The organism is Natronorubrum thiooxidans (assembly GCF_900156475.1).
Lineage (GTDB): Archaea > Halobacteriota > Halobacteria > Halobacteriales > Natrialbaceae > Natronorubrum > Natronorubrum thiooxidans.
Genome location: NZ_FTNR01000002.1, coordinates 1 through 13,918 on the forward strand (window position 1 = coordinate 1; position 13,918 = coordinate 13,918).

Here is a 13,918-nt window from a genome sequence, read left to right on the forward strand (position 1 = left end):
GCGATTCAGCAGGAACTCTCGGAAGGGTGGAGTCGCGTCATCCAACACGACCTGACAGGGAAACTCGACGGTCACAGTTGGACCGTCGAGTTTCCCGTCTACATCGACTGTACGTACCTGAATGGACGATATGACGAGCAGGGCGTGGCGCGTCACGGCTACGCCGCTGACGCGCCGTTCATCGAGACACCACGCGACGCTCGATACCACTACAGCAAACGCTTCGGTATCGAGTCGAGCTATCGCTTGTCCGAGCAAGCGATAGCGACGACAACGACGCGAGACGCGACGGTCAGACTGCTGTACGTCGTAGTGAGTCTGCTGCTACAGAACGTTTGGCGGTATCTGCACTACGAATACGTGGCGACGCCCCGCCGAGGCGGGCGTCGCCTCTGGTGGTGGCCATACAAGGAGTTCGTCAACATGGTTCGACGGGCTGCGTGGACGGCCCTCGCGGTGCGTCGGGCCGTCCCCGCAAACCGGCCACCTGACGACCGGTTCCACCGGTAGTCACTGACCGAGATCGCTGCCTTGTGAGTGGCTACGCTGTCGCGTCGGCGGCTGACCGCCGCCGACAGCGACAGCTCCGTCCCCGATTAGTGTTGTTCAACCGCTATCGACGACTCATCACGACAGAACAGGTGACTCAGGTCAGGCTAACTGGTAATGCTTTGTGAGGTACTGAATCTTTTTGCAACTCAGCAGTTCAACACGCTATCTTCGTTGTTGGAAGATAACTACACCCAACTCCTCTCGAATGAAGAGGAGTCAAAGCCGTTACACAGCCGAGAAGCAGCTAAAGAAGTGTTGACTGCAAGAAGTTTCATGGAGCACCATACTGAACTGAACCCATCACTCGCAACCCGGATTATTGCAGACTCTAACTCAACGCTAAACCGCGAAGTGTTTGCTCGTGAATATCTGAAAGCCCTCCATAGCGACTCGATGAGTCTTCTCTATCACGAGGTTGAAGGGATTGAGGGTAGTCATGGCGACCGAAAAATCCCAGAATCCAGCTTGTTGTTGAACTCCCTATTTGACAACGTCGATATAGCTATTGAACTACAGATCTGGAATCCAATCCGAGAAAGCGTTAAATCCTTCCTGCGGCGCCAAGCTGAACAGCCTAACGATGAGTATGTTGGTCGGCCTGAAGATTTCTCGCTAACTGGGCCAGGTCAGCCCTCACACGACCCAATCCTTGTGGGGATCGAACTCTTCGACCTGTTCGCCTCACAGGCCCTTCGACAAGATACTTCGCACCACATTTTCCTGCACTATCTGGCCGAGATTGTAGAAGAAATTTGCTCGAACTTCCAACTGGGGCCGTCTGCTGATGCTACAGATGAGTTCCCGAACGCGTACGGATACTTGCTGAAGCACACCATCGCTGTCTACCGAGGGTTGGTCACCCTTCCAGCGCAACCAAACCCTGATATCCGGATGGGGATCAAGCAGGTGAATACTGATCTTGAAGATGATCTATTGAAGAATGCAGTTTGGGGTTTTGTTCGAGCCCATAAAGCAATTCTACTCACGAATTCCATCCCTGACCAATTCAAAAAGGACGTAGTGAACAACCTTGTCCGGGCTTACATCGAATTAGGAAGCACTACGCATAGATCCAGCCAGATGTATCTTGCTACGCTGCATAATCACATCCTCGATGGCAGTGCAAGCGGCCAATCTCCGAGTGATGAACATATAGAGTTCTTGGATGAGCTACACACCCAAATGAACCGCTTAGACCAGGGACAGTTCGCTCTAAGACCAGATTCCGAGCTTTATCGACGTCTCCTTACCGATATCGATTCGGCACTTAACACACACCAATCACCGTAATTCCATAGAAGCTACTTGAGCCAGCCAATTGTGTAAAGTTACTCAGTTATCGTAAGGGGTTAGCAAATGAAAGAGTCCGAGAACTCCCACTGCCGCCCCGTCGGGAGTCGAGCCTTGACCACGGCATGTTCCTCGGCAAACTTCGACCTTCGTAGGGACTGATTGCACATCTTCAGTGAATATCGTTCGGTAGACAGGGGTATGCGACATTCAAGCCAGTGAATCGACAAGAACTCAAGCCTGTTGGCGTCGATGTATGCGTCCCCAAGAGATCACCGACACCTCCTGTGTCTCCCCGCTCCGTACTCTCGATACCTTTCTAAGGCGCTATGTAGCCTGCTCAAACGCCTCCTCACTGTTAGCGATATAGTAGAATATCAAATCATAACCCTCCATCCGAAGTCCATCATAGTCGATCTCTCCAACAACTTCCACATAATAATGGTTTGAATGATGTTCATGACCACAGCTAACTATACTAACGTTATCATTCATTGTTTCTTCAAATTCTGAGGGGTTATCGATGACAAAGCCGTGGGTAACACAACTGAACGAGACCCACCCCGAGATATCTTGCCAAGGCCAAAGCGTTCTTTTCAGTATGTATTCCGGACTATCATACTCCTCAAACACCACTTGTTCAATTTCAATAAATACTTTATCGTGTTTTTTGTTCTGGAGCTTTTTTGTCTCTCCTGCGCTTACAGCGAAGTAGTTTCGCAGACGTTCCTCAAACTCATAGCCATTTTCTTGGGTTGCAGCAGTATATCTCATCCACGCAATCAATCCAACCGAGATTGCGATGACGATCTGCAGACTAACCATGGAGGCTCTCGAACCACCAGAACTATCTTTTTATTGGAAATGGAAATTAAGATCAGATGCCACTGTGTCCAAAATGTCGAGAAGGTTCTGAAGGACACTCCGACGAGGAGTTTCCAGAGGAGGGATTCAAAGATATGGACGAGGCGGCTAAGCGGTGCGAAAGATGCGGTAGTCTATTTTTGTGAATCCGATCGGGTTGAGAGTCTGCTGTTAACAATCGAAGAAACCAGTATTGATTCACGTTGACGCTTCACACTTCCATGTCATAGTCCCACGCCACCGGTTAACGACGAGTGCGACACTATACCGAAGCAACGAGAAGAATCTACATTTCCTTGGTGTAGAGCCAGCTCGTTACCATGGACGGGGTCGTCCCTTTTCATTCCGAAACTGTGGAAAGGTTGAATTGTTCGTCAATCAACTTGGGTGTATGGTGAGCTCAAACAGTGGTAGCGATTTGACGGAATTGACGGAGAATATGAAAGGAATATTGAAAGTGTTGGCAGACGCAGACGGTGAGGCTCTTCGTGGTGTTGAGGTACGTCGTCGGCTACGAGAGGACTACGGTATAGAACTCTCAAAGAGGGCAATGAATGGTGTGATAGCCAGAACTACAAGGTATCCACGGCACATGGTGAATATCGAGTGGGTCGATGAGAGTGATATTGACGGGAACACAAGACACGTTTCGCACCAGCTCAAGCCCGATTATATCGACGAAGTACGCGAGCAACTGCAATAACTCTCTCACTGGTGGAGTCTCCAATGGTACGTTCGCACGTCTACCAACCGGCTGTTTCGGATAAAAGTATATCCGGAGAATAGGATTTCAAAAGAGCTGAGACTACAGGAATTCTCTTTTTGAGGAAACTTTCTTCCCTTGTACGCTGATTAGTTCGATGCTGGGGAGGAGGTCATCTTTGGTTTCACCTACTCGTGTAGTTGCCCCTCCAGATAGTCCCCGGGACTCACCATGATGATGCTCTGAACGTGAATGAGTATGGCCAGTGATAACAAGATCGAGTGGAATATTGGAAGAGTCCAGAAGTCGGTTTAGTGAGCAATCGGGGCTGCCACTTGCTGTAAATGGAGCTATCGACTGATGGAGACAGAGCACCGTTGCTAGATTCTCTGGTGCACGTTCAAGATCAAGAACGAAATCAGTCCAGTCAGACTGGTGATCAACCCCATAGAATGCTACTGCGTCCCCGATTACTTCGTAACGAGAGCCCAAATGTACAGCAAGACCATCATCTGTAAACCGTTCCATGATTCGTCGGCCAGCTTGTCGTTCGTGGTTCCCATAGATGAAGTAGAACGGAATTCCATGTTCTGCTAACTCGGTCAAGACTCTACGACATACAGCAGTATCCTCTTCTTCAATTCCACTCCCTGGGTTGTGGAATAGATCTCCTCCATGGACGACTGCATCTACATTTTTGTGAATCGCATATTCTATTGCAGCACGGAGCCCCTCTTCCGGGTTCACTGACCAAGACAGTCCACCATAGCTGTGGGTTGTCTTTCCTAGGTGGCTGTCGGTCAGAAATAGTATATCAGATGATTTTCTGCTTTGGGATGTGCCAAGCTTTTCGATTTTGAGAGAAGAGGTACCGTGAAGGACTTTTCCAGAAGGCCACGAATTTACTGAAACACCACTTAATCGATACCAGCAACCAATCTCCCAATCAAAGCTCCTGCCCTCCTCTGATTTCTCCCAAACAACGAACGGGAATCGCGTTCCATTGGAATCCTCCAAGCTCAACTCAAAAGCGCGATTCTCCTTTTCTGCGAGAGAGCAATCACGAACACGAACATCAATTTCGTGTTGGGAATCCTCCTCGAGATCCTCGTATAGCGTCTCCACAGAGAAACTCGACCGTACACAGTAATAAATCGGATTGGTTACCTTATCAGATGGAGTGACAACCCTCTCACCCCTCCAAACAGCAACAAGGCAGGTAGAGAGATTTGATTCTGGCTTACTTATCCCAGTAATCGGAACCTGGCTCCGGCCAGACTTCGCTCGCTCGTTCCGAAAGCCACTCCCCACGCTCTGCTATCGTTTCCTCGTTCCATTCGTCTGGCCAACTTGTGACCAGGTGCTTATTCAAACGTAGAACCGTGTGATCTTGAATCGCATCGCGCTTATCATCCCATGCTGCATTGGATATCGATGGGTTCAGCTTATCAGTAAGAATTGTAAGATTCCCTATCCGATCCTTCGCATCGTCACGCTCCATCTGTTCTACCTCAGCAGGCCGTTCACCGGGGAGCGACCAATGTGCAGACCACTTCTGAGGGAGGATGTGCTCAATTTCCAAGTCCTGCGTGAACTCTAACGTCTCGCTGTAGCCAGTGTCACGTAACTCCCGTTCAATAGCCGCAAACACCATCTTGAGCCGTCGCTGATTGATGACGGCCCAGTATTCCAGATTCACCATCGAATCAGTCAACTTCTCATCGCTGGGCCAATAATCACTTTCACCCTCTTTACTGCGGAAGAACTCGACGACAGTATCCCCAACACGATCATCGTCGCTCGTTTTGAGCTCGTCTAGAAGTTCGATGAAGATTTTATTGTAGTTCTTTGACGTCAGCCGCGACAGCATTCGACGCATCAACCAGCTCTCGATAGCTTCAATGGCCTTCACTCGTTGGGGCTTCGGGACGTTCTCTTCACCGAAAATCCAGAGGAGAACCGGGTATGGTGTCGTCGTATCGAGCACGTCCAATCGGCGGAAGAAGATTTCCTCTCGGGAGCCACGATCCGGTTCAGAGATAGTCTCGTAAATGGATGCGTAGTAGTCGATGTCCTTTACAATCTCCTCAACGGACTGTTCTGTCCTGTCCAAGTACTTCCGAAATGCTGGGAATAGCTTCTTTGCACGCACTTGCTGGCTCATCTGCATCGTGAGCCAGTGCATGATGAACACATCTATCCTTGGACGATCCAAGCGGCCCTGAGAGACATCTACACGCCATTCATCTTCGTCGAACTGCTTCCAGTACTTGTCGTGCAGTTCGCCGGGATCGTTGTGTTGGAGAGTCGCCTCTCGAAAGAGGTAGTTCTTAATCAGATCTGCGGCGAGCAGCGGTGTCCCGCGGGCATTCAGCGTCTCGAAAATCACTTGCGCGTCGTCGCTCGATTCAAGATCGATTACGACGACACGGAGAAGATGCCACATCGTCGTGACGAGCGCATCAAGATGTTCTTCGGTGGATTCGGGCCCCGATTCCGCCCACTCCCGAATCTCGTCACTGAAATACTGGAAACACTCTTCCAGGTGTTCATCATCATCAAGTTCTGTATGATCCGACTCCGGGTCTGAGAACGTCATCACGTCGATGAACGCATCCTGATCAGCTTCGATTGGCCATACTTTCAGCCGGTCTGTCTCGGTGGACGTCAGATCCTTATCGTTGAACATCAGTTTCTCCACCAGGGATGCGGGCTCCTTATGATCGAGATCAGTCGCTACGGAGTGTACCGCAGACAGGAGCACTTGGAGCGTTATAAGGCGCTGTTGACCGTCGATGATCTCTCGCGTCTCTAGTTTTTGTGTTGGTGTCGATTGCTGGTCGAGAACGATTGCTCCCAAGAAGTGTGGAGACGTGTTTTGTTGGGCTTCTTGGCGTTCAATACTGGTATTTGCCCCTGCTTGCCGATCCATCAGTTCGTCCACAACGAGCTGGAGATCCTCCCAAAGGGGCTGCCAGTGTTCTTCCTCCTTCCACACGTAGGGACGTTGAAACCGAGGAACGACGTACCGAGTGTCCTTTCGAAAGATATCCTTCAAATCGAGTGTATCCGCTTTCATTGATGATTCACCATTCCGGTGACTTCCGTATAAGTCGTTCCCACGAACGTATTTCGTGGCCGAACCGCAGCAGGGGATATGAACTGTTGTTTACCTCGGTTCCTGACGACATTTACCCCACCTTCGGGACTGAAAGACTCGACTTTGCAACGACTTCCTGCCTTCTACGACACAGCAGCGATGCTACTTGCGGAAGTCGTCCTGAATGGAGAACCCACCTTTGAAAACGTATATTGGGCGACGTGCTATTGGACGTCTTCGGCCAGGCCGGACATCTCTGCACTACGGTTTGTCACTTCGAAGTCTTCAAGACTCCAGCCTTGGTCAATATGCCATTCAATGAGGCCGGCAATTGCAGCACTATCCAACTTGCTCAAGTCGATTTTTACGCGCATATAGTCACCACTATGATAAGTTAGCTTTGTGTCACTAAACGTCCATTCGTCGAGGTCATTAAGAACGGTCAAAACGTTCTCGTTTGGGACTGATTCTCTTGTCATTGGCTTAGATTGTTTTGATATTATCGACTGCCAGAGAACCTTCCACGCTCATACCCGGGTTTTCAAAGGTAGGGGGGCGGGAATACTTAGTCACGAATGGAAGGCGCGTTCTGTTTTCCAACCTGACTTGACCATCAGCAACTTAAAAATATTTGTAATGGCACAAGCTAACAATGGACAGAGGTTATAATGCGAGAATCAAGACTTTCCTCGAATCTTTCATAGAACTCTTTCGGCGGGGACACCCCTCGTTGTGAGTGGTCAAGGCTCATCTCGCACCATCATAGTGACGAGTCACACGCACACGTCACAGTCACATATCACACCCATCGATCACAGTGAAGTACTGACCATCCTGTCGTCCGACCGGCGCCGCTGGGCCATCGAGTACCTGGCCGAGCAGCCACCGAACGACGTGGTGACGGTGTCCGATTTGGCAGAGGAGGTGGCCGCACGCGAAAATGACTGCACCGTGAATGAACTCACAACAAAGAGAACGCGTCTATATCGCCCTTTGTCAACGGCACCTCGTCACAATGGAAGACACCGTTCTCGAGTAAGATAAAGAAAGGAGTCACACCGACCGAGACACCCGCGCGTCTCTGGAGCGCCTATACTGCCTTCCAGCGCTCGCTGAACGGCTAGTACTCGCAGCACCAGCACCACTATTATCATCGGATCAATAATGTCGTGCAATGCGACAAGGAAGCATCAATTACTTTTTCGGGAGTCTATTCAGCCGACAGGCAATCTACGCATACGGGATCGCTGGCGGAATCACGACTGTCTTCCAACTACTACTACTCTGGGCCAACTATTTCACCGAAGTTCCTACTCGAACTGAATCGTTCCCTGTTTTCGTCGAGCTGTACATCGAGACATTGCTTCCTCTTTGGATTCCGCCAATTACCCCGTGGAATGCGGCAATGCTCCTCACGAACGCCTTCCTCATGTTGATGATTTTGGCCCAGTGGACAATCAACTACGACAGAGCATTTTAGCGCACCATCCATACTGACACCCGATATAGACGCGTCGGGATCGCCTCAGTTCACACGCCACCCCTGGGGGTCGATGATTCCAGAGTGGAAAAGTTCGACCGAACTGCTACAAGGGGGTGGTCGGAAACCGGTGGTACGGAACACATGAACGACCCGTGATGTATGTGCCGACATCGGTCAGGCTCACAGCTACTTCGAGTGACTTCAGATCTACTTCGACAGGCTGTCACACTTGGAACGCACACCCCAGCTCAACAACCGTCAGTATCGTCTTCGTCGAAGCCGGAGTTAGAACTACATCCACAACCACCAGTAGATGGTGCATCTGAATGCTTCTCTTTGAGCCGGAGCGTCTCCTCGAGGCATTCCTTAGTCACCTCCTCACAACCGGCAAAGTGATCCAGGATGGTCTCCATCTCGGATTTTCCGAGTTTCGCCTCACTGCGGGGACTGACCCCGACCTCATTCACAGGGATTGCATCTGCGAGGCCATACAGCTTCACGGGGCCGATCACCGCGTATCGGTCGCCCATATCCAGGTAGTCTCTCTTCTCAATGTACCCAACAATCTGCTTTCCGCCAGACAGCTGGTCGGGGTTCGTGATGAGTACAAGGAACTGCTCATTGGAGGTGAGGAATGATGCAATCGCTTGTGGCACGCAGCTGTGACGATAGTTCTCGGCGGCGATGATCTCACCATCAGTGTTAAGGCCTTGCTCAGCGCCGTACTCAATGTTCGGTTCGGTCTTCCCACGACCAGGGATATCGCGTACGGGAAGTTTTGAGCCGGAGCAGTGGTGGAAGAACTGCGTCCGTGCGGTCAGGGCAGCGCTCTCGATTATGATCTGCTCTTCAGGCGGGTAGGTTGGTCTGGATGGCATGTGTTGTATCTTGTTGACAGTTTTCACTCGATTCGGAACAGGTCAGCAAGAATCGTCCGCCCGAGGATGACCTCTGCGAGCAGCTGCATTCCGTGCTGATACTTATCTCCGGGAGTCTCCAGCGTTCGCTGTGGTGTTTTTCGCCCCGTGGTGGTGCGGATGTCTTCCGGACTGACCGTTGACTCCTCTCCGAGCACCCCGAGCCACTTCACAGGGACGTGGTACTCTCGAAACTCCTCCTCCCCAGGATTGTACAGGTTCTCCTCAGCAGGAACTCTCGAGCCGCTCCACGAAGCCTGCACGACGCCAAAGGCCCGTGCTCCACCGTCGTACTTGACCGAAGAGTCACTCACGTACGAGACGACACCATCACCTGGCTCTAGTTCGCGGAGCGATTCTCCAAACCGTTCGGCACCGTACGTCGCGACGACTCCATTGGAGTAGATCTTCGTCCCATCTCCGGGCACGTACTGGGCGTTGGTATTCACATAGTGGATAGTCGATGTCTCAAAGTATCGTTCGAGCGCCTCTTCAATCGTCTCAGACATGTTTCCATCCTCCTTGAGCTTCTCTTTCAGCGACGTGGGCAACGTAATGCTTGCCCGCTCTCGTTCTTCAGACATTGACTTCGACTCATACGTACCCAGACCAATCACTTAATGGTTCCCCTCAATGTGCACAGAAGAGGGTTCAATATCAATCAACCAGTTAGCCTCCATCGGTCGCATTACCCCTGAATTAGACAGTACACCGTGGGTGATACTCATTCCACGATCAGTTGCCGAGAACAACATCTGTTCAAGGGATTCCGACCCCGTGAACACAGAAACATCCCGGTTGAAGCAAACTACTACCTGCTGTATTCTCGATCCAACCCAGAGCCTTATAAGTGACAAATGACCTTATTCCCATATGTCGAAAGGCCAACTGACTCTTCCACCGAACGCCGAGCCACTACTGCCGTCTCAAAACCGTACAGCAATCAACCACCACATCGAGACGAATATTGATTCTCTCTCAGGGGTTCATTCTGCGGAAGCTGGCAGGCTCTTCGATCGAGCGAATATGAATAGCTTGGAACTGCAAAATCGTTTTGATGTTGATCCAGTACTCGTGGCAGACTATCTGCGTGTACGCGAAGACGATACGCTCGCGCTGCACCCCATCGTCTGCCAAGTTGTCAAAGAAGAGCACCACGATCAACTGCTTGATGATCTCGTTCGGACATACCATGACCGTTTGATTCAAGAAAGTGGCACTTCACGGAGCCTAGAACCGGTGCCAGGATTTCCTGAACCAGCTCTGGACGGATTGAACGAAGGGATTGACCTGAGTCATCGTCGTCCCGAGTTCGCAATCAATGCTGTTGAGGACATGGACTGTGACGGGCGCGATATACGTCCAGCGACTGATTATCCCATTCAGGCGCACGACATATTCGCAGACCTTCGCAAGAAAGGTGTTGTCACGAATCTCGCAAAGTCAGGTTGTGAGGCTTGTGGACACAAGGCGGGGCACAAACTCGCCACCCAATTGCGGAGTGAAGAGTACACAGTTCACGGCTACGCAGGCATTGCTGCAAGTGCTCATCCAGAAAGACCCTTGATTTCCGTCCAAGGTTTCGACGGGAGTTCTTGGGGGTCTGTAGATGTTGTCGATCTTGTTTTGGATCGCGCTCGGGAGCATAGCTTCCAATCGGATATCAAAGTCCAGAAAGCGGGAGTCTTGAAACAGTGATTTCGGCACTCAGCGAGAACAACATCTAAACAGGGACTGCTGACCTCATGAACAGTAAACGGCCCCATAACACAGTTAGAGGTCGCGGGGCACAGGCACCGACCACAGCCACAGAAAATCTGCCGAGACACCCAAACTGGGAATAGGTAGATTCACCCTGCATGAACCAGAGCAAATGCCCTATGTGAAATCCTATAGGAATTGCTATAGTCGCTGACTGGCGTGTTCTTCGACCGCACCGCGGGTGGCATCGAGTTTGTCAGGTGCCGCGGTCTCGAAGCCGAGGCGAAGGGCCAGCCGGAGCACCTCGCTCCGGTCGGGCTCACTCTCGTCCTTGATTCCCAGTGCGTCACGCAACTGTTCACCCGTCTCAACCAAATCATCCTCGTGGGCTTCAAGCGCACCGAGTAGCGCAGCCATCGGCCCGTCCCACACACTCACCGTCTTCTGTTTCCCACCAGCGTCAATCGCCTCCAGTTCATCGAGGATTGCTTCCTGGAGTTCGTGCTGTTCCCGTTTACTACTCGCCTCGTCGAGGCGGTCGCCAGAACTGGTCTGTTCGCGTAGTTGTTCGAGGTCTTCGTCCATGGTTAGTCCTCCACGCGTTCGATGAGTGCCTCTGCGTCAGCGAGGAACGCCTCACGCGCGCGCTGTGCAGTCGTGCTCGGATTCTTCAGCTCGAAGGCAGTCATACCCTGCTGGGTGGCGTTACGGATGTCCTGTGAGTACGGGACGTACTCAGGTGCAATCGTGTCGGAGTATTCCTCGTGGAACGCCTCCAAGTACTCGGTGGCGAGGTTGGTGCGGTCGTCAACCTTGTTGGGAAGTACCATCACGAGTTCGACGTCGATCCCGAAGCTCGACCGAATCTTCTCAAGGTCTTCGCGGAGTGCGCCAGCCTGCTCGGCTTCAAACGGCCCCATCTCAACCGGAGCGAGGACACGCCGGGCTGCCCAGAGACCATTGTAGGTGACGTTGTTCGACATCCCGGGAAGATCGATAAGAACAATGTCGTAGGGGAGACCCTCCACATAGTCATCGAGGAACGCCTCCAGGCGCGCGTAGCGTTCGCCAGCATCATCGATATTTCCCAGCTCGGAGTCCAGCGTATCGAGGCCCGGGTGGGCGGGGATGAGATCGACGTCTTCGTCGGTCTCGTAGACGAGGTCGTGGACGGCGTCGTCGCCAAGCTTCTCCGCGATGGTCGGCCAAGCGTCGTCGAAAACAGTGCTAATGTTGGGCCACGCTTCGTCGGCCTCAATGGCGTCCTGGACGTCGCTCCAGACGTCGAACGCTTTGGCGAGGTCGCCCTGCTTGCCAGCGAGATCGATTAGCAGGACATCGTGGCCCTGCTGGGTGAGTGCGACGCCGAGGTGTGCGATACTGGTGGTTTTGCCTGTCCCTCCTTTATCGAGGAAGCTGGCGATTCGTGTAGTCATTCAAGGTCACCTATAGGATTCACTGTAGTAATTCATATAGTGAATGCTATAGGTTTAAAGCTGCGTCAGACGCTGGTTCCGGAAGTCCACAGAAGCCGTACCAGAATCAGGGAGCGACATCTGTTCTCCCCAGGAGTATGGATGACTCCGGGGCCGTAGATGTCCTCGTTAACTCCATCGAAAAAGTGCCCAGTGAGGAGTCCGTATCTGTGCTCAAGACACGATAAGTCCTACACACGAGTTGGTTCGAAGAGGACGCCTGCGCTAGCCGACGCGAGCACGACCTCTCCGTAACTGTCGTCTTTTCTGTAAATAGGGAGAATATCGACACATAGAGAAACCGGCCTTGGATTATGAGTATAATCACCCCACCTTTCACCGCATTAGAATCGGATCTTCAACGTCTTCCTGCCTTCTACGACAACAGCGTTTGGTAAGAATTAGTCTGTGAGAATATCGTCGTCCGGAGTAGAAATGTCTTCAGTAGACGTTGCATCGACTTTATCCGGGGCTGTATTGGCGTCGCTGATATCCTCCGCTACAGCGAACTGCTGCGAGGTGAGACGCATATCATCACACGCCTGATCGAGCAACTCGGCCAACTCGTCTGGAGAATAGCCGTTCTCTTTGTTAGACTCCAGGGCCCGCGCGATGGATACCACTTGCGCGACGGTTTCCCCGTCGTCGTCAAAATACATCTCAGATAGTTCGTTGAGTGCTTCATCCGATTCGTCGATATGGCGCATAGCAACGGCAGCACCGGCAGCCTTCTCGAAATTCTCACCGAAGAACTCCCGCGCTTCTGCTTCCGTGATTTCCCCATCCTTATATTTGAGAAGCATGTCGTTGTACTCCTCAGAATCCACAGGCACAGTCATTACTCGATGATACTCGCCGACCAGTAATAATAACGGGGCTGAGACCCCGTTATCGAAATGAAATTGGTACACCCCTCGTTGTGAGTGGAATCGTGAAGAATCAGAACTCGGTGAGAACAGCCTCGACGTCTTTGTCGGTCGCGCACTTTGTGGCCGGAACTTCGTCCCGATCGATCGTTCCTGCCGGGTGCACTGGCGTTTGGTGTGGTTCAGTCGCTAACAGACACAGATTATGCAGATATCGTCGCAACCTGTCGATAACTGCTTGCATCTCACAAGAATCCATTACCCGAAGATACTCGCCGACCAATAATAATAACGGGGACGAGACCCCATTGTCGAGATGAAACTACACCCCTCGTTGTGAGTGGTGTCGATCCCGTGTTAGCGCCAGTCCGGGAGCAACACAATATAGTCTGCCTTGACATTGCCACGGCCAGCGATTTCCCATCGATTCTCATCCTCATGCTCAACGTTGGCTTCTTCGAAAATTTCGATGTGACCGTCTTTGATAGCGATTGCAGGCATCAAAACCCCGGTCTCGTCCCACCTACAAAGTATTTTGCATGATAGTCTCGTGTGATGAGAAGTTGTGAAATATCACACTCACATGCGACTTTCACAATTCACAGTGAGAACTCACACTCACACATCACAGTCACCTGTGAGAGTCACATGTCACAGTGACGCGTCACACCCACACGTCACAGTGGCCAGAGGCGGGACTCCATCGAGCGCGCCACAGAGACTTTTCGAGATCGACTCCACCACCAGCAACTCCCGGCAACAAGACCCTTGAAAAAGAGGATTCGTACCTTTTTGGGTATAGTCCCGGGCGGATTCAGCCCTTTGTTGATTGCAGGGGGCTTCGCCTCCTCAATTACGAGGCCAAGGAGTGCCACACCATACTCGGAACAGCGAATGTTCTCTGGTATCCATCTCGGCCAGTTCATCCGTCCTTACAACCGGGCTCAACTACAACCGTTCCACGAGC

13 protein-coding genes and 1 pseudogene are annotated in these 13,918 nt (G+C 51.7%); 5 read left to right on the forward strand and 9 right to left on the reverse strand.

The genetic code is table 11. From position 1 onward, the window contains the following. A pseudogene (locus BW940_RS03025) lies at positions 1-510 on the forward strand (ISH3 family transposase); the annotation flags it as partial. A 156-nt stretch (positions 511-666) separates the two neighbouring features. Continuing rightward, positions 667-1,842, forward strand: coding sequence for a hypothetical protein (locus tag BW940_RS03030; RefSeq protein WP_076607725.1), 1,176 nt, complete (start codon positions 667-669; stop codon positions 1,840-1,842). Between the two features lie 327 nt (positions 1,843-2,169). Here the strand turns inward: BW940_RS03030 and BW940_RS03035 are convergent, their stop codons facing one another. Continuing rightward, complete coding sequence (locus BW940_RS03035) at positions 2,170-2,667, reverse strand: hypothetical protein (RefSeq protein ID WP_076607726.1); 498 nt, start codon at positions 2,665-2,667, stop codon at positions 2,170-2,172. 430 nt (positions 2,668-3,097) lie between these two features. On the opposite strand from BW940_RS03035, the gene BW940_RS03040 reads away from it, so the two are divergent. Continuing rightward, positions 3,098-3,409, forward strand: a complete 312-nt coding sequence (locus BW940_RS03040) for a hypothetical protein (protein WP_076607727.1) — start codon at positions 3,098-3,100, stop codon at positions 3,407-3,409. A gap of 102 nt (positions 3,410-3,511) precedes the next feature. Here BW940_RS03040 and BW940_RS03045 read toward each other — a convergent pair whose 3' ends face one another. Both BW940_RS03045 and BW940_RS03050 read right to left on the reverse strand, forming a co-directional pair. Continuing rightward, on the reverse strand, positions 3,512-4,534 hold the full coding sequence (locus BW940_RS03045) for a metallophosphoesterase family protein (RefSeq protein WP_159440151.1): 1,023 nt from the start codon (positions 4,532-4,534) through the stop codon (positions 3,512-3,514). A gap of 115 nt (positions 4,535-4,649) precedes the next feature. Next, entirely contained in the window at positions 4,650-6,488 is a 1,839-nt protein-coding gene (locus tag BW940_RS03050; protein ID WP_076607728.1) for a DUF262 domain-containing protein, read from the reverse strand. A 786-nt stretch (positions 6,489-7,274) separates the two neighbouring features. Between BW940_RS03050 and BW940_RS22645 the strand changes: the two genes are divergently transcribed. Then, positions 7,275-7,553, forward strand: a complete 279-nt coding sequence (locus BW940_RS22645; RefSeq protein WP_449406672.1) for a DUF7344 domain-containing protein — start codon at positions 7,275-7,277, stop codon at positions 7,551-7,553. Positions 7,554-8,240: 687 nt separating this feature from the next. Here the strand turns inward: BW940_RS22645 and BW940_RS03065 are convergent. Together BW940_RS03065 and BW940_RS03070 are read right to left on the reverse strand one after the other, a co-directional pair. Continuing rightward, positions 8,241-8,870: a hypothetical protein gene (locus BW940_RS03065; RefSeq protein WP_143823857.1), complete on the reverse strand. Its 630-nt coding sequence runs from the start codon at positions 8,868-8,870 to the stop codon at positions 8,241-8,243. A 23-nt stretch (positions 8,871-8,893) separates the two neighbouring features. Beyond that, on the reverse strand, positions 8,894-9,493 hold the full coding sequence (locus BW940_RS03070) for a hypothetical protein (RefSeq protein WP_076607732.1): 600 nt from the start codon (positions 9,491-9,493) through the stop codon (positions 8,894-8,896). Positions 9,494-9,782: 289 nt separating this feature from the next. Here BW940_RS03070 and BW940_RS21005 point away from each other — a divergent pair, with 289 nt between their 5' ends. Continuing rightward, positions 9,783-10,607 (forward strand): hypothetical protein, encoded by an 825-nt coding sequence (locus BW940_RS21005; RefSeq protein WP_143823858.1) that lies wholly within the window; start codon positions 9,783-9,785, stop codon positions 10,605-10,607. Between the two features lie 204 nt (positions 10,608-10,811). Here BW940_RS21005 and BW940_RS03085 read toward each other — a convergent pair whose 3' ends face one another. From BW940_RS03085 to BW940_RS21430, 4 genes are all read right to left on the reverse strand, one after another. Next, positions 10,812-11,195, reverse strand: coding sequence for a hypothetical protein (locus BW940_RS03085; RefSeq protein ID WP_076607735.1), 384 nt, complete (start codon positions 11,193-11,195; stop codon positions 10,812-10,814). Positions 11,196-11,197: 2 nt separating this feature from the next. After that, the gene (locus BW940_RS03090; RefSeq protein WP_076607736.1) at positions 11,198-12,046 is read right to left on the reverse strand and encodes a ParA family protein; all 849 of its coding nucleotides are present in this window, start codon (positions 12,044-12,046) and stop codon (positions 11,198-11,200) included. 440 nt (positions 12,047-12,486) lie between these two features. Then, positions 12,487-12,924 (reverse strand): hypothetical protein, encoded by a 438-nt coding sequence (locus BW940_RS03095; protein WP_076607737.1) that lies wholly within the window; start codon positions 12,922-12,924, stop codon positions 12,487-12,489. A 384-nt stretch (positions 12,925-13,308) separates the two neighbouring features. Continuing rightward, complete coding sequence (locus BW940_RS21430) at positions 13,309-13,452, reverse strand: hypothetical protein (protein WP_159440153.1); 144 nt, start codon at positions 13,450-13,452, stop codon at positions 13,309-13,311. Positions 13,453-13,918: the final 466 nt, after the last annotated feature.

What these genes read in the sequence shown, in the direction of transcription:
- BW940_RS03040 (WP_076607727.1), top strand. Translation starts at nt 3,098, where the DNA reads ATGGTGAGCTCAAACAGTGGTAGCGATTTGACGGAATTGACGGAGAAT.
- BW940_RS03030 (WP_076607725.1), top strand. Translation starts at nt 667, where the DNA reads ATGCTTTGTGAGGTACTGAATCTTTTTGCAACTCAGCAGTTCAACACG.
- BW940_RS03035 (WP_076607726.1), bottom strand. Translation starts at nt 2,667, where the DNA reads ATGGTTAGTCTGCAGATCGTCATCGCAATCTCGGTTGGATTGATTGCG.
- BW940_RS03090 (WP_076607736.1), bottom strand. Translation starts at nt 12,046, where the DNA reads ATGACTACACGAATCGCCAGCTTCCTCGATAAAGGAGGGACAGGCAAA.
- BW940_RS21005 (WP_143823858.1), top strand. Translation starts at nt 9,783, where the DNA reads ATGTCGAAAGGCCAACTGACTCTTCCACCGAACGCCGAGCCACTACTG.
- BW940_RS03065 (WP_143823857.1), bottom strand. Translation starts at nt 8,870, where the DNA reads ATGCCATCCAGACCAACCTACCCGCCTGAAGAGCAGATCATAATCGAG.
- BW940_RS03070 (WP_076607732.1), bottom strand. Translation starts at nt 9,493, where the DNA reads ATGTCTGAAGAACGAGAGCGGGCAAGCATTACGTTGCCCACGTCGCTG.
- BW940_RS03085 (WP_076607735.1), bottom strand. Translation starts at nt 11,195, where the DNA reads ATGGACGAAGACCTCGAACAACTACGCGAACAGACCAGTTCTGGCGAC.
- BW940_RS03050 (WP_076607728.1), bottom strand. Translation starts at nt 6,488, where the DNA reads ATGAAAGCGGATACACTCGATTTGAAGGATATCTTTCGAAAGGACACT.
- BW940_RS03095 (WP_076607737.1), bottom strand. Translation starts at nt 12,924, where the DNA reads ATGACTGTGCCTGTGGATTCTGAGGAGTACAACGACATGCTTCTCAAA.
- BW940_RS21430 (WP_159440153.1), bottom strand. Translation starts at nt 13,452, where the DNA reads ATGCCTGCAATCGCTATCAAAGACGGTCACATCGAAATTTTCGAAGAA.